The 16,007-nt window shown below is 35.1% G+C and carries 14 protein-coding genes; 4 read left to right on the top strand and 10 right to left on the bottom strand.

Annotated elements, in window-relative coordinates:
• Positions 1-374: 374 nt before the first annotated feature.
• The 3 genes from AC22L0_RS02960 to AC22L0_RS02950 are packed head-to-tail and all read right to left on the bottom strand — an operon-like array spanning position 375 to position 3,417.
• Positions 375-1,775, bottom strand: a complete 1,401-nt coding sequence (locus AC22L0_RS02960; RefSeq protein WP_000494818.1) for a sensor histidine kinase — start codon at positions 1,773-1,775, stop codon at positions 375-377.
• A gap of 3 nt (positions 1,776-1,778) precedes the next feature.
• A complete protein-coding gene (locus AC22L0_RS02955) occupies positions 1,779-2,450 on the bottom strand; it encodes a response regulator transcription factor (RefSeq protein ID WP_001046405.1) in 672 nt (223 codons plus the stop codon).
• Positions 2,443-3,417, bottom strand: coding sequence for a YncE family protein (locus AC22L0_RS02950; RefSeq protein WP_001234147.1), 975 nt, complete (start codon positions 3,415-3,417; stop codon positions 2,443-2,445). The genes AC22L0_RS02955 and AC22L0_RS02950 overlap by 8 nt, the downstream gene beginning before the upstream one ends.
• A gap of 127 nt (positions 3,418-3,544) precedes the next feature.
• Here AC22L0_RS02950 and AC22L0_RS02945 point away from each other — a divergent pair, with 127 nt between their 5' ends.
• From AC22L0_RS02945 to AC22L0_RS02930, 4 genes are all read left to right on the top strand, one after another.
• A complete protein-coding gene (locus AC22L0_RS02945) occupies positions 3,545-4,669 on the top strand; it encodes a CdaR family transcriptional regulator (RefSeq protein ID WP_139848088.1) in 1,125 nt (374 codons plus the stop codon).
• A gap of 117 nt (positions 4,670-4,786) precedes the next feature.
• The gene (glcD, locus tag AC22L0_RS02940; protein WP_000890754.1) at positions 4,787-6,199 is read left to right on the top strand and encodes a glycolate oxidase subunit GlcD; all 1,413 of its coding nucleotides are present in this window, start codon (positions 4,787-4,789) and stop codon (positions 6,197-6,199) included.
• Positions 6,196-7,524 (top strand): (Fe-S)-binding protein, encoded by a 1,329-nt coding sequence (locus AC22L0_RS02935; RefSeq protein WP_000209649.1) that lies wholly within the window; start codon positions 6,196-6,198, stop codon positions 7,522-7,524. Before glcD ends, AC22L0_RS02935 begins: the two co-directional genes overlap by 4 nt.
• A gap of 465 nt (positions 7,525-7,989) precedes the next feature.
• Positions 7,990-8,817 carry a CAP domain-containing protein gene (locus tag AC22L0_RS02930; protein WP_000747593.1) on the top strand — a complete coding sequence of 276 codons (828 nt, stop codon included), beginning with the start codon at positions 7,990-7,992 and terminating at the stop codon, positions 8,815-8,817.
• Between the two features lie 40 nt (positions 8,818-8,857).
• Here AC22L0_RS02930 and AC22L0_RS02925 read toward each other — a convergent pair whose 3' ends face one another.
• The 7 genes from AC22L0_RS02925 to potC all read right to left on the bottom strand — a co-directional run bounded on the left by AC22L0_RS02925 (position 8,858) and on the right by potC (position 16,007).
• The gene (locus AC22L0_RS02925) at positions 8,858-9,475 is read right to left on the bottom strand and encodes a DUF1648 domain-containing protein (protein ID WP_097813775.1); all 618 of its coding nucleotides are present in this window, start codon (positions 9,473-9,475) and stop codon (positions 8,858-8,860) included.
• A gap of 91 nt (positions 9,476-9,566) precedes the next feature.
• Positions 9,567-10,490 (bottom strand): RluA family pseudouridine synthase, encoded by a 924-nt coding sequence (locus tag AC22L0_RS02920; protein ID WP_097813774.1) that lies wholly within the window; start codon positions 10,488-10,490, stop codon positions 9,567-9,569.
• 100 nt (positions 10,491-10,590) lie between these two features.
• Positions 10,591-11,007: a hypothetical protein gene (locus AC22L0_RS02915; protein WP_000490301.1), complete on the bottom strand. Its 417-nt coding sequence runs from the start codon at positions 11,005-11,007 to the stop codon at positions 10,591-10,593.
• A gap of 101 nt (positions 11,008-11,108) precedes the next feature.
• Complete coding sequence (locus AC22L0_RS02910; RefSeq protein ID WP_084065183.1) at positions 11,109-13,301, bottom strand: MMPL family transporter; 2,193 nt, start codon at positions 13,299-13,301, stop codon at positions 11,109-11,111.
• A 110-nt stretch (positions 13,302-13,411) separates the two neighbouring features.
• The gene (locus tag AC22L0_RS02905) at positions 13,412-14,059 is read right to left on the bottom strand and encodes a phosphatase PAP2 family protein (protein ID WP_000727790.1); all 648 of its coding nucleotides are present in this window, start codon (positions 14,057-14,059) and stop codon (positions 13,412-13,414) included.
• A gap of 59 nt (positions 14,060-14,118) precedes the next feature.
• Positions 14,119-15,168: a spermidine/putrescine ABC transporter substrate-binding protein PotD gene (gene potD, locus AC22L0_RS02900; RefSeq protein ID WP_000772485.1), complete on the bottom strand. Its 1,050-nt coding sequence runs from the start codon at positions 15,166-15,168 to the stop codon at positions 14,119-14,121.
• Between the two features lie 38 nt (positions 15,169-15,206).
• Positions 15,207-16,007 (bottom strand): spermidine/putrescine ABC transporter permease PotC, encoded by an 801-nt coding sequence (gene potC, locus AC22L0_RS02895; protein ID WP_000714192.1) that lies wholly within the window; start codon positions 16,005-16,007, stop codon positions 15,207-15,209.

Genomic DNA, 16,007 nt, shown 5'->3' with positions numbered 1-16,007 from the left:
GTTTAATAGATTTGTACTCCAGTTAAATCACCTCAGTATCTTCCAAACAACAATTGAAACGATTTATAAGAACTTTGCATCATAACTATTTTAGACCGAATTGATAAGAAGTACAAATGTTTTGTTCATAAAATAGTCAAATTTTCGATATTTATTACATATTAATTTATATTTTTACGTATAAAGTGAAACTTTAATCAGTGAGGGTTTTGTTCATCCCCCACTGATTATTAGCCCTCACCAATCGGGCTTTTACGGGCAGCAGTGCCTCCACCTAACTTCTTTGCTTCTGCTGAATTTTGAGGTGAGGGTCTTACTGACCGGCGAATAGCGGGATAAATATTTTCTTCAATATAAAGAACATGCCCTAAAAATTAGAACATGCCCCCCTCATCCTGTACATTCAGTTTAATAATAACCGTTGTTCCCTTATCTTTTTCACTTTCAATTTTCCACTGTCCACCATGTATATGAACAATTTGTTTCACAATAGCAAGGCCTAAACCTGTTCCACCATGTTGACGACTTCTCGCTTTATCAACTCTGTAAAAGCGTTCCCCAAGATTCTCCAAATGCTCTATATCAATGCCAATTCCTGTATCTTTTATTTTTAATTCACAGTAATCATCGATTTGCTCTAAAGTTATAACGATATTTCCTTTTTGATTTGTATATCGTATCGCATTATCTAACACATTATGAAGCACTTGTTGCATACGATCCTCATCAATCATGACAATGACCTCTGGATTTAAATTGGTTGAAATATGAATTTCCTTTTCTATAAACTTAATCTCATACGTATCTAATACGTCTTCAATCAGCTGTGAAAAAACGATAGGTTGCTTCTTTAACGGAAAGTGCTCACCTTCTAATTGTGCTAAGTCTAACAAGTCATGAACGAGACGCTGCATACGACCTGCTTCTTTATGAATTAGCTGAGTTACTTTTTCCTGCTGAGCTCCCTTTGCAACACCATCTAAAATAGCCTCGCTATACCCTTTTATATAACTAAGTGGTGTTCTAAGTTCATGCGAAACATTTGCTAAAAATTCCTTACGCTTTACATCTTCTGTTTCTAATGAATTTGCCATTTTATTAAATGCTTTTCCTAATCGTCCAATTTCATCCTCTGAAGAAACTGTAATCCGCTCCGAAAAATCTCCCGTAGCCAAATGATTTGCAACCCGCTCCATTTGCGAAAGTGGCTTCGTAATTGCAATTATAATTTTTCTTCCAACCCATATCGTAATTAAAATCATAGCAATTGCTAACGGTGCTAAAATAAGACCCATATCATAGATTAAATCTTTTATACTTTTTAAAGGAATATACGAATAGACAATTCCGACTAATTTTTTATTTTCCAATACAGGAATGACAACCCCCATAATATTACGGTCAAAATGTTCTTCATATCCTATTTTTGTCACAGTTTTCCCATCTAATAGCGTTTGCCTATCTCCTTCACTTATAAGAGAATGATGATGCACATCAAAAGGCAAACATGCGCTTAAATCACGCGGATTAGATACGAAAATAACATCTGAACTAGATATTTGATCAAACGATCTTACTTTCTCTTCAAAAGTTGATATTCCTTCACGCTTATCATATTGAGCAGCAAGACTTTTCCCTTCCATTACTAACGAAGTTTTTAAATTATCAACGTATAACTTTTCATACGAGTATAAAGATACGAAATAAAGAAAGGACACTGTTACACATACTGCACATACTACTGTAAGCCAAAGTTTTTGTACCATCGTAAACATATGTTACACCTCAAATTTATAGCCTACACCCCAAACAGTTTGAATGTAGTTTCCACTTTCTCCAAGCTTCAAGCGCATCGTTTTCACGTGCGTATCTACTGTTCTTGTACTTCCGGCATAATCATATCCCCATACCTTTTCAAGTAATTGCTCCCGGCTAAATACTTGTCCTGTATGCTGACAAAGAAAATATAGTAAATCAAACTCTTTTACAGTAAGAGAAATCGACTCACCATTCGCCTCAATTCGTCTGCTTTTTTCATTGATAAGAATTGGTCCAAATTGAATCTCTTCTTGCTGTTCTTGCTTTGTATATCTTCTTAGTACAGCTTCCATACGGGCAACCAATTCACCAGGACTAAACGGTTTTACAATATAATCATCTGCTCCCATACGTAAGCCATTCACCCTATTCCACTCTTCACCTTTTGCGGTTAAAAATATAATCGGCACATCTGACGTTTTTCTAATTTCTTTACAAACTGAAAGTCCATCCATTTCTGGCATCATTATATCTAATACAACGAAATCATAATGATTCGTTTCTAGTTTTTTAAGAGCCTCTTTTCCGTTTTCAGCTTCTCCCCACTCATATCCAAAGTTATCCAAATACATTCCAACAAGCTGCCTCATATCACTTTCATCATCTACAACTAGCACTCTATATTTATTCATTGTCCTTCCCTTCCCTCTCTATGAGTTGAAACGGTCCTTTTCCGACTTTAATTGTTTGTTTTATTTTCATACTCTTCATATCCATAACACACACTTCATCACTATCATAACTTGCTACATATCCTTCTGCTCCGCTTTTCAAAAATGCAAATGGATTTGAGCCTATTTCAACGGAAGCTACCTCTTTATACGTACTAGTATCAAATTTTCTAAGCATATTCGAACCGTGGCTTAATGCATATACGTACTTATTATCTTTCGTTATGTTCACAGGCATAAATGGAGCGTGTAAAGAACGCACCATTTCACCGCTCTGTAAAGAATACACTAATACTTTCTCATTCACTTGATTTCCATCACCATGCCCGCCAATCCATATTTCTTTCCCATCAGGACTAATCGTCGCTCCTGTTGATGCTGGCGGAATCATAAAGGATTGAACAACTTCTTTTTTCTTCGTATCAATTGTCGTTAGTTTCGTATCATAAAAGTTTAGTACAGATAACCGATTCTGATACTCTACCATCGTTATAGGCCCTTTTCCTGTTGAAACATTTCCTGTTTCTTTCCCATTTATTGTAAAGAACCTTACCTTTTGAACATTTTGATCAGCAGCAAATAATTGTTTTTTATCTGCTGATACGACCACATTTACAATGCCCTTTCCAGTTTTATATTTTTCCACTTGCCTTCCTTCCGCTAGTGAATATACATACATATATTCTAATTGCTTACCGTATACAAGTATTTCATCGCCATTTGGAAGCAGTGTGATTCCGGCCATTGGCTCATTTAGTTCCCATGTCGTAATTAACTTTTTATCCTTTTTATCAATAAAACTAATACTGCCTTCTTTTATATTCGTAGTTATAATAACATTTTTATCTTTAGCAATTGGTGTATATGAACTTCCTTGACACCCTACTAATAGAAATAAAAAACAGAGAAGAAAAACATACTTTCTCAAAAGATTCCCTCCATCTTCAGATGATTTCGTTATAATTGTAAAATAACAAATAAATGTGTGGAAAGTGTGAAATTCCCCTTTCTTACTCAATTTACATATATAATGTACAACAAATAGAATTTGAGGTGTGTCAATTATGCTATTTCCTGATTTAGCGAATAAAATTGTACGAGAAGTACGCAGACTAATTACAGAAAATATAATTATCATTAATATAGAAGGCGTTATTATCGCAAGTACAGATACAGAAAGAATTGGCCAATTTCATGAAGGTGCACTCCGCTGCGCTAAACAAAAGAAAACCGTCATCATTACAAAAGAAGATGAAAGGCGATTGCAAGGTGTAAAGGCTGGGATGAATCTTCCTCTATTATTTCATGATGAAGTAATTGGTGTCATTGGGATTACCGGAGAACCTGAAAATATTTCACGCTACGGAGAAATATTGCGTAAGATGACCGAATTATTAATTCATGAAAACTACTTTTTAGAGCAATTAGAACTTGAGCACCGTTCTTATGAAGCTTTTGTCTTTGATTGGCTTCAAAATACAGAGTGGTCCCCGAGTTTTCTTGATCGTGCCAAAACACTTGGCATTGATTTATATAAGAAAAAACAACTTGTTTTGTTTTCTATTGGCAAAAATGACACAATGCTCCAGCGTAAAATATGGCAACATGTACGAAATATTTTAACAAAAGAGCATCTATTTGTTCGCTGGGGAAATGATCGTTTTATTTTATTTACAGCGATGAGCTCCAAAGAACAAACTTATCAGTTCTTAAAACGGTTAAAACAAGACTGCGAAGCTTTATTTTCTATTCCTTTATATATCGGGATTGGGCAAACAGTTACCCCAAACAATATGAACATATGTTACGAACAAGCATTACGTGCTCTTTCTGTATCATTGGAAACGAAAAAAATTGTATTTAATGAAGATTTACGTTTAGAAATGTGTTTACAAGATATTTCTGTCGAAACGCGTGAACAATTTCTAGAGCGTACCATCGAAAGCTTACTATCATCTCCTGAGCTTATGCACACTTTACGCTTATTTATCGATTATAACCAATCTTATAAACAGACAGCTAAACAATTACATATACACATTAACACCTTACATTATAGGCTAAAAAAGATTGAAGAACATACAGGACTTGATCCAAAACAATTCAAAGACTTAAACGTTTTATACTTCGCACTCCTCCTATTAGATAATCATACAAAAAAGAACGATAAAACAGATTAATCTTTAGATGATTATACATAGAAAGAATCCCTCGACTTTTTTATCATTATAATGAAAGCACTGTTACCACGTTGTTTATTATAACTAAACACGTTAACAGTTTGAGGGGGATTTCCAATGTTAGAAAAACAAATTATTCATTCATTCGTATCTATTGTTGGCGAAGATAATGTAGATACATCCAATATGGGGCGTTTAACTTATAGTTATGATGCCACTCCAAACTTCCAAGCAATGCCTGATGCAGTCATTGCTCCTCGTAATACAAATGAAGTAGCTGAAGTGTTAAAAGTATGTAACACTCACAAAATTCCTGTGTATGTGCGCGGGTCTGGAACAAATCTTTGCGCAGGAACATGTCCACTTGAAGGCGGTATCGTCCTTATTTTCCGCCATATGAACAATATTTTAGAAATTGATGAAGAAAACTTAACAATTACTGTACAAGCTGGTGTCATTACACTTGATATTATTAAAGCGGTAGAAGAAAAAGGTTTATTTTATCCACCAGATCCAAGCTCGATGAAAATTTCTACAATCGGCGGTAATATTAATGAAAACTCAGGTGGATTACGCGGTTTGAAATATGGCGTAACACGTGATTATGTAATGGGGCTTGAACTTGTCTTACCAAATGGCGATATTATTCGCACTGGTGGTAAATTAGCAAAAGATGTAGCTGGTTACGATTTAACTCGTTTATTTATCGGTTCTGAAGGAACACTTGGCGTGGTAACAGAAGCTATATTAAAACTTGTTCCTATGCCTGAAACAAAGAAAACAATGCTTGCACTATATGAAGATATTAATGAAGCTGCACGTGCTGTTTCTTCTATTATTGCAAATAAAATCATTCCAGCAACACTGGAGTTTTTAGACCAACCGACAATTGAAGTAGTAGAAGAGTTTGCACAAATCGGTTTACCTACAGATGTAAAAGCAATTTTATTAATCGAACAAGACGGTCCGCCCGAGGTAGTCAATCGAGATATTGAAAAAATGGCTAACGTTTGTCACTCTATGAATGCGGTTGATGTTCGCGTTGCAAAAGATGAAACAGAAGCAGATGCGCTTCGTACCGCTCGTCGTAGTGCCCTATCAGCGCTTGCAAGATTAAAACCTACTACAATATTAGAAGATGCAACTGTACCACGTTCACAAATAGCTCCAATGGTTGAAGCTATTAATACCATTGCAAAAAAATATAATATTCCTATTTGTACGTTTGGGCACGCTGGTGATGGTAACTTACATCCAACTTGTATGACAGACGCTCGTAATGCAGAAGAAATGCACCGAGCTGAGCAAGCTTTTGCTGAAATATTTGCGAAAGCAATTGAACTTGGTGGCACAATTACTGGTGAACATGGTGTTGGTGCAATGAAAGCTCCATATTTAGAAATGAAATTAGGTAAAGAAGGTATTGCAGCTATGCAAGGAATAAAGCAAGCTTTCGATCCAAATAACATTATGAATCCTGGAAAAATGTTCGCGAAAGACACTCGAAAAAGAGTGGTGGTTGAGCGATGACCACATTAAATAAAGAAAATATTCAAAAAGAATTTAAAGAACGATTAAGTGAAGATGAATTACTAAACTGTATGCGATGCGGTTTTTGTTTACCTACTTGTCCTACCTACATTCAATCTGGATATAAAGAGTCACATTCACCTCGCGGACGTATCGCATTAATGAAAGCAGTCGTTGATGGTTTAATCGAGCCAGATGAAGATGTTGAAAATACATTAAACGTTTGTCTTGGCTGCCGTGCTTGTGAGCCTGTTTGTCCATCTGGTGTAAATTATGGACATTTATTAGAAGAAGCTCGTGATATTATTAATCAAAATAAAAAATTCTCAGTGCCAGTGAAAGCTGTTCGAAAAGTCGTTTTTGAAGGATTATTCCCCCATCAAAATCGAATGAGAACATTAACTGGACTAATCGGATTTTATCAACGTTCTGGTTTACAAACGCTAACACATAAAACAGGGATTATGAAGTTATTCCCTGAAACCCTTGCAACGATGGATCTCGTTTTACCAAAAGTCCCTAAAATGAAAGCGATGAAAGATCGTCCTTCATTTTTACCTGCAGAAAGTACAAAGAAAAAACAAGTTGCATTCTTCACAGGCTGCTTAATGGATACGATGTTTTTAGAAACAAATAACGCAACGATGAAACTTCTTCAATTAGCTGGTTGTGATATCGTTATTCCGAAAACACAAAGTTGCTGCGGTGCATTGCATGGACATGCTGGTGAAAAGAGTGGAGCAAAAGAATTAGCAAAGCGAAATATAAAAGCATTCGAAGATTTAAACATCGACTATATTATTACGAATGCAGGTGGTTGCGGGGCTTATCTTGTAGACTATGATTATCTTTTAAAGGATGATCCGGATTGGGCTGAACGTGCTAAGCAGTTTGTTTCTAAAATTAAAGATATTACTGCTATACTAGTAGAACTAGACTTCCATAAGCGAACTGACTTACGACTCACGCCGCAAGTTATTACGTATCAAGACTCTTGTCATTTACGCAATGTTATGCGCACATCTTCTGAACCTCGTATGTTACTAGAGGCTATCCAAGGTGCAACATATCGAGAAATGAAAGATGCCGACCGCTGCTGTGGCTCTGCTGGTATTTACAATATTGTTCATTCAGAGTTATCAATGGAATTTCTAGATTACAAAATGGACCGTGTGCATGAAACAGAAGCAGCAACCATTGTTACTGCAAATCCAGGTTGTTTATTACAAATGAAATTGGGCATTGAGCGAGAAGGGCTTTCTCATAAAATGAGAGGAATTCACATTGTGGATTTATTATTAGAAGCAATTGAAACTAACTCGTAATAACTCGTAACATACGTAATAATAGGAAAACGGCTATCTCCTTCGTCTATGTAAAGAGATAGCCGCTTTTTTGTCTGCTACAACATTAAAAATATGTTACTTTATTATAAAAAAGAACAACAGAAACATTACAGTTTTGTAAAAATCAATCCATTATATTCCTCAAAAAATCGTTCAAACCATTGATACAATAGGATTCTTCATTTTCTATTTAGGTAACTTTATCCAAAAACCCCCTCTTAAAACCAAGTATAAAAACACTATAAATTCCTTTTATACTCTATATTTCTCTTATTTTTGCTCCCTTCTCCTCTTAGGATAAATTAGGTAATTTTAAAGTCTATGAATTTTTTTCCATCTTTTTTCTCGCAAATTGTATGCTACGATGAATTTGTCAGTCAGACAGGCTGTCAAAAACAAATCGTGTGAAAACAAATTAAAACTTTATATAGGGGGACACACATCATGAAAAAGCGTGTTTTATTATCTGTAGCTGCTGCAACAGCTCTTACTTTAGGAGTATCTTCTCTAGATGCACAAGCTGCAACAGTACAACCATCTAACGTAAAGGTTCAAAATATTCAGCATTCAAAAGTGATGATGAAACAAATGAACCAACAAGAATTACAAGCATTCTTACAATCTATGGGAGTTGAATCATTAGCACAATGGCAACAAGGAAACTTCCAACCAAACTGCTTCATTCCTGGTCAACAACCTACTGAAAATGTTGTAACTGAGCAACCAACAGCTAAGCCAGAAACTCAAAAGCCAGTTGAACAAAAACCAGCCGAGCAAAAGCCTGCTGAAGAAGTTCAAAAACCAGAAGCTCAAAAGCCTGCTGAAAACAACAATACTCAAAAACCTGCTGAACAAAAACCTGCTGAGCAAAAGCCTGCTGAAGAAGCAAAATCTTTAAGTGAGTTCGAACAACGTGTTGTTGAATTAACAAACGCTGAGCGTGCAAAACAAGGCTTACCAGCACTAAAAATCGATACTGAATTAAGCAAAGTAGCACGTATTAAGTCTGAAGATATGCAAAAAAACAACTACTTTGATCATAACAGCCCTACATACGGATCTCCGTTTGATATGATGAAGAAATTTGGTATTTCTTATACATCTGCAGGTGAAAACATCGCTCAAGGCCAACGTACACCTGAAGAAGTAGTACAAGCTTGGATGAACAGCGCTGGACACCGTGCAAACATTTTAAATAACGGCTTCACTCACATCGGTGTTGGTTATGTAGAAAGCGGCAACTACTGGACACAACAATTTATTACGAAGTAAATAGATTAAAAGAGTCTTCTCATAATGAGAAGACTCTTTTTTAAGTTTCATAGCTTTCTATTATGTATGAATAGAAAATATATAACATAAACAACATAGATCCACAGCTTATTATACTAAGCAATACATAAAATCCCCACTCTAAGTTCAAAAACAATGAAAACAATATGCCCCATGCCATCACTTGAAAAATCCGTCTACTCACTAAACGAATTTTTTGTAATTTAATTGGGTCTTTTTCTTTTTCTTTTTCTTTGCCTTTTATGTTCTTAAATTCTTTACTCAGCATAAAAAGAAACATACTAATCCCAATCGTTAATCCTGTTTGAAAGGATATCACCTTCCTAAAATTAATAAAGAGGATAAGCATATGAATAAACAACATAAATAACGTAATTTTCTTTATAAAGCCGCCTATAATACCATGCTCTCTTTCATTAAACTTAAATATATTATGTGAAATAATATACAAAAATCCATATGAAGAAATAATAAAACAGGGAATAAATGCTACAACAACTTGTTTACTCATAAACTCGTTTGGCTCACCATTTACATTCCAATGTACTGCCATACGATTTGGTAAATAGGGATAGAGAAATAGAGTAAGTAAAAGACAAGCGAAAAATATTCCAAGTACATACTTATATTTGATCAAGTGATTCTCACCTCTCTTTTCTCTTAACGGCTTCGCTTCTTTTAGAGAAATCCCTGCAAAAATCTACTTTTTTCAAGTTAAAACTTATACTTTACGCATTTTCTTTTTGAAATTCTTTTATTTTTTTATTTAAATTTGTAGGAAACGGCACATCAACTTCAATTGCTTCTTTCGTAATTGGATGCAAGAAATTTATCTTCATCGCATGCAATGCTTGACTGGACATATATTTTGTTTGTCCACCATATAATACATCCCCAACTAGTGGATTACCATTATGACTCATATGAACACGAATTTGATGTGTTCTACCCGTTTCTAATTGTAACGTTACGAAAGTCGTGTTTTGCTTCTTAAAATACTTTTCTACTTTATAATATGTGATAGCTTGGTCACCTTTTGAAGAAATACGACGCCTTGTAGCATGATGGCGATCCCTTCCGATAGCAGCATCAATCTTTCCTTGTTTCTTCTTTACTTTCCCTTCAACGAGCGCTGCGTACGTTCTTTTAATTTTTCTTTCCATTAATAGACGATCCATAATTGCACCAGCAATTCTATGCTTAGCAAACACGACACCACCTGTCGTATCTTTATCTAAACGATGAATATGACGCACCTTCGTCTCTAAACCTTGCATTTGAAAATGAAAAGCAACAAGATTTGCAAGCGTCCCGGTTCCACCTTTTTCAGCAGGGTGTGTGTCCATTTGCTCTGGTTTATTTACGATAAGTACGTGATCATCTTCGTATACTACATGTAATTCACCATATTCTGGATCTACACCGTACTCTTCCTCCGCAAACATATGGACTTGTAACTTATCGTTCTCTTTTAAAAGCTCATTCCATCTTCTTTGTTCCCCGTTAACCGTAACACCTTTTTCCATACGAAGCTGATGTAATAGCTTTTTCGGTATTTCCCATTCTACTTTTAATACCGATTCAATACTTATACCATTCCATTTAGCTGGAACGATAATTTCACACCATTCGCCCTTTTTCTTTGTTTCCATACTGTTTATCACCTTATTTCTATTGATTCTCTCATTGTAACGGAAAACACACTTTGATGCACTGTCAAAAATAGAGGACAGTCTTATAATAGACTGCCCCTCAAGCTCTAAGTCTTTTCATTTCTAACAATACTTCTTCAGCTTTTTGTTCATACGATAAATCCTTAAAGAAATCCGCCAACCTTTTATAATCATTGTAAGCATCTAATAAATCGTCCATCTTTTCTATTTTCATCACTTGTTGTTTTTGTTTCATTTTTACTGGATAGCGATAACCTGATACTTCTTGTATTTTGTAATACTCATCCTCTACTTGAACGACCTTTACAAGTTCTTCCTCTTCTGCATCCATCGTATACCCGTCAAATTCTCTAAGTAGTTCATAAATGATATGAGTCCATTCATCTTTTGGATAAAATCCTTTTTCTAACCGATAACCGACAATGCGATACATATGCCCATCGTTCTCAGCAAACTGTACTGTATCATTTAACTTAAACTTAAAATAACGAAACATTGCCTTCACCTACTTATTATGTAATGTTCTTATCACATACTATTTGCAAAATGTAGGCTTTGCTATTCATAAAAAATGCTCATCATATTGATGAGCATTTTTTACGATGCTTTTTCTCGTTTTTTTCGAAATGGTAACCACCAGTTCCAGTCTCCAAATAACTTCATTAAGCTTGGTACGAGCATAAGACGAATAATTGTTGCATCAAGAAATATTGCTAATGCAACGCCAAGACCCATCTGCTTTACTGGTAAAATATCAGTAAATGCGAATGCACCAGTTACAACAATCATTATTAAAGCAGCTGATGTAATGATTCTACTTGTTGAAACGAGCCCTTCTAACGTTGCTTGATCGTTATCTCCTGTTTCTTCATAGAGCTCATGAATACGTGAAATAAGAAATACTTCATAATCCATACTAAGCCCAAATACGAGGCCAAAAATGAAGATTGGTAAGACAAACAGAACCGGACTTGCTTCTAAACCGAAATGACCACCTTCAAATAACCAAACAACAATTCCAATGGTTGCACTTAAACTAAGTATATTCATAACAATTGCCTTAATTGGAATGAGTATAGATCGGAATGCAAATAATAATATAACAAAGGTCGATCCAAATATAACAGACATACCAATTACAACTTTATCTTTAATTTCATCTTCTAATTCTTGTTGAAACGTCGTCATTCCGCCTAGATAATACGTAACATCCGTTTCTTTATAGTTCTTTTTAAAGTCACGTACCCACTGTTTTGCAGTCTCTGTACGTGGTTTTGTTTTCAAAAAGATTTCTATCGTCGTCTTATTCCCTTGCGTGTATGCTTCAAATACAGGAGTTAGTTTCGCTGATTCTGGCGACTGCAATATTCCAACAACTTGATCTGCTTTCATTCCAGTTAACCCGTCGTATAAACTTCTTACTTCATGTACTTTCTTATCATCTTTTAACTTTCGAACGACTTCTTCTATCTTTTGTAGACTTTCTTTTTCTTTCATATCTTTTTTCGTCTCTACAACTAACGTAACATCAGCGTGTGTTTTGACAGTTTCATTAAATGCTTCTTCATACTTTTCATATGCAATCCTTGTATCACTCTTTTCAGGTAAAGCTTCAACACCAGGGAACTGCAAATTAGCTGTACGTAACGGTAATAAGCAAATAACAATAAATGTTGTAACAACAATAATCATTGCAATTGGATGTTTCATCACAAATTGTGCAAATTTACGCCATGCTTTTGCCGGCGTATGTGCTACTTGATTCTTTTTTAATATTCTTTTACCTATTAACGATAATAGTGCTGGAAGAAGTGTGAGTGAGAATAAAATGCTCATAATGACAACAATCATTCCGCTAATCGCGACAGATTGAATATAATCTATCTTAAAGAAAAACAAACCGGATAACCCAACAAATACGCATAATCCTGAAAATACAATCGCACGTCCTGCCGTTTGATATGTAATTGCTATCGCTTCTTTTACCGTTCGTTTAGCAACTTCCTCTCGAAAACGGTTCACAAATAATAGCGCAAAATCAATAGATAATGCAAGTCCAATCATCGGTGCAACGTTTAACACGAAAATAGATAGTTCTTTATCAACACCGATGAAATACAATATCCCCATCGTACTAATAACACTAAGCGCCCCATTCAAAATCGGTAAAATTGATGCCAAAAGACTACCAAACGAAAATAGTAATACAAGAAACGCAATTGGTAATCCAATCATTTCTGCTACTTTTAAATCATTTTGCGTTCTTTCATTAATCTCTTGATTAATTTTCGGAAATCCTGTAGGTGTTACTTTTAATGCTACATTACTTTCTTTCTCAATCTCATCAGCAAATTGTAATGTCTTTTCCATTCTTTCTTTATTTGTTTTCCCGGAAAATAAAATTGTCGCATAACCGATGTCATCTTGTAGCATTTCTTTATTTTGGATTGGGTGATGGAAAGATTCATAGCTCTCTTTCTCTTGAACATTCTTTACAATTTCATCTATTCGCTTTTTAAATTCCTCATGCGAAGCATCTTTATTTTTCTCAAAAACGAGCAAAAGCGTATCTTGAGACTTCTTAAAATCTTGATCTAAAATTTCTTTTGTTTTTTGATAGTCGCCTTCCGTTTGGAAACCGTCACCACCTAATACTCCCGGTAGCTTTGGAGCAAAAATCCCAAGTGCGATTGCGAGCAACAGTAACGCTACAATTACTGTATAACGAAACTGATACAAAAAGGCTCCTAACTTCCCCCACTTATCAACTTTATGTACGTTTGTCTTCACACATTTTCACCTACTTTAAATAATTCAATTGTCACTTATACTGTATCACATCTTGATATAAACAAAAAACGTCTGGAAAAACTATAATAATAGTTTTTCCAGACGTTTTTCTATCTCTCTTTATTAAGCCCTAATCTCTCAGTAAGTAAACGATGGTAGTAAATCGCGATAATTAACAAAATACCACCTACGCAGTAACCAGCTAAAATATCAGTTGGGTAATGTACATTTAAAATGACTCTACTTAATCCAATCGATAGAATTACTATACCCATCAAAATCGTTGTGACACATTTCCCAGCTACGCTTTTCAAATTAGCAGCAATGATATAAGTAAGAAATCCAAATGTCATAATCGATAGCATTGCATGTCCACTAGGAAAACTATATCCAAGTGCATCTAGCGCTTCATTTAATGACGGACGTTCTCTCTTTACAATCTCTTTTATCCCTTTATTCACAAGATGTGTTATTAAAATCCCCATTGGATATACAATCATCGCAGCATAATAACGCTTCTTCCAAAAAACAAGCAAACTTATAACGAGCGTAGTGACTATCCCAATTGCTGATCCCAATTTTGTAAAGTACGAGAAAAATATAAGAGAACTTTCCGTTTGTAGCCCTCTTACTAATCCACGGACATATGTATCCATCACTGTAACGCCACCTGCATGTACGCGCCAAGCAACAATACCAAATACAGCAAATAACAAACCGATACACATTACCTCATACTGATGTAACTTCTTCTTCAAACGATTTCCTCCTACTATGAAAAAATGCGATTTCTACTTTAGAAACCGCATTTCCTTACTTATTTACCTTTTGTTTTTAGCTCTGTCCAGTAACGATCATAGTCTTTTAACTTATCGTCTACATCAACAAGCCATTCTGTACGATCTAACTCTTCTTTCGTTAAGAAAATCATGTGATTATCACGGTATTCTTTACTATGAAGAGGATGAGCTTTTTCATTTGGATTACTGTAACCAATTGACTCGTAGTTTTTCACACTTACTTTTTCATCTAGTAAGTAGTTCATAAATTTCTCAGCAAGCTCTTTATGTTTTGCACCTTTTGGAATTGCTAACGTATCAGCCCAAATTGTGCCGCCTTCTTTCGGTACAACATATTCTACATCTTTATTATCTTTTGCGATAAATGCTGCATCTCCAGACCAAACTGTTCCGATCCAAGCATCTTCTGTAATGAATTTTTGTTTAATGTTATCTGTATCAAATGCTAATAAGTTTGGAAGCAGCTTCTTTAAATCATCTGCTGCTGTCTTTAATTGTGCATCGTCTTTCGTACTGTTTGAGAACCCGTGCTTCTTAAGACCCACTCCTAATACTTCACGAGAATCGTTCAGTAACGTTACATGTCCTTTATATTTCTCATTCCATAAGTCCGCCCAGCTTGTAGGTGCTTCTTTCACATACTTTTTATTGTATGCAATCCCTGTTACACCCCAAGTGTACACTAAAGAATATTTATTCTCTGGATCAAACGCAGGTGTTTTGAAATTAGAAACCATATTTTCGATATTCGGGATATTCTTTTTATCTAACGGCGCTAATAAGTCCATTTTCGCCATTGTTTTAACCATGTAATCAGACGGCTGGATTAAGTCATACTTTGCGCCACCAGCTTGTAATTTCGCAAGCATTTCTTCATTACTTGCGTACTTGTCATAGTTAATTTTCACATTATATTTCTTTTCAAAATCTTTTAGCACTTGCTCATCAAAATTGTCAGCCCAGCTATAAATATTTAATTCTTCTTTCTTTTCACCACAACCAGCAAGCACACCAGCAACAAGGCTAAAACTAATTGCTGCGCCAGCTATTCTTTTCATTAATTTCATCGGTTTATTACCCCCTTGTACTTTCTATATCGTTCGTATTATAAAGGAAGGTGTCCTCCAGAGTTTTCTTCACCATCTGCACCTTTATTCCGGAAGATTTCAGATAGAACCATTAATCCTACGATAGCAACAATTAAAATTGTAGAAAGAGCATTGATTTCTGGTGATACTCCGCGCTTAACCATACTGTAAATGTATAGTGGCAATGTTGTTGATCCTGGTCCTGATACGAAGAAACTAATTACAAAATCATCAATTGATAATGTGAATGTTAATAATGCTGCCGAAATAACTCCCGGTGCAATTGCTGGGAACGTTACATAACGAAACGTTTGCCAAGGCGTTGCTCCTAAATCATTTGCAGCTTCTTCTAAGTCACGTCCCATACTTGAAAGACGCGCAGCTAAAATAACAACAACAAACGAAATACTAAATGTAATATGTGCAATAATAATCGTTGTTTGTCCAAGTTCCATTCCTAACTGGCTGAAAAGAATTAGTAAAGATAATCCCATTAAAATATCAGGAATTAAAATTGGTAAATATACAAGGCCATTAATAGCCCCTTCAAAACGATATTTATAACGATGTAAAGCGATTGCAAAGAATACACCAAGTACCGTTGTCACAATCGTTGTTATAACTGCAATCGTAATACTATTTACAAATGCATCAATAACATCTTGTTTTTGAAATAAATCTGTATACCAATGGAATGTAAAACCTTCCCACTCCGCATTAATGCGAGAGTCGTTGAAAGAATAGACCATTAAAACCATCATTGGAAAATACAAGAATAACAAAATTAACCAAGAATAAGAAACTAAAAACTTCTTCAT

This window comes from Bacillus sp. LQ01 (assembly GCF_057624735.1).
The sequence above is the reverse complement of the archived record's forward strand: the minus strand, read 5'-3'. Positions and strand labels throughout refer to the sequence as shown.

Coding starts and splice junctions, on each gene's coding strand:
- AC22L0_RS02930 (WP_000747593.1), top strand. CDS start 7,990: ATGAAAAAGCGTGTTTTATTATCTGTAGCTGCTGCAACAGCTCTTACT.
- AC22L0_RS02960 (WP_000494818.1), bottom strand. CDS start 1,775: ATGTTTACGATGGTACAAAAACTTTGGCTTACAGTAGTATGTGCAGTA.
- AC22L0_RS02935 (WP_000209649.1), top strand. CDS start 6,196: ATGACCACATTAAATAAAGAAAATATTCAAAAAGAATTTAAAGAACGA.
- AC22L0_RS02920 (WP_097813774.1), bottom strand. CDS start 10,490: ATGGAAACAAAGAAAAAGGGCGAATGGTGTGAAATTATCGTTCCAGCT.
- potD (WP_000772485.1), bottom strand. CDS start 15,168: ATGAAATTAATGAAAAGAATAGCTGGCGCAGCAATTAGTTTTAGCCTT.
- potC (WP_000714192.1), bottom strand. CDS start 16,007: ATGAAGAAGTTTTTAGTTTCTTATTCTTGGTTAATTTTGTTATTCTTG.
- glcD (WP_000890754.1), top strand. CDS start 4,787: ATGTTAGAAAAACAAATTATTCATTCATTCGTATCTATTGTTGGCGAA.
- AC22L0_RS02915 (WP_000490301.1), bottom strand. CDS start 11,007: ATGTTTCGTTATTTTAAGTTTAAGTTAAATGATACAGTACAGTTTGCT.
- AC22L0_RS02955 (WP_001046405.1), bottom strand. CDS start 2,450: ATGAATAAATATAGAGTGCTAGTTGTAGATGATGAAAGTGATATGAGG.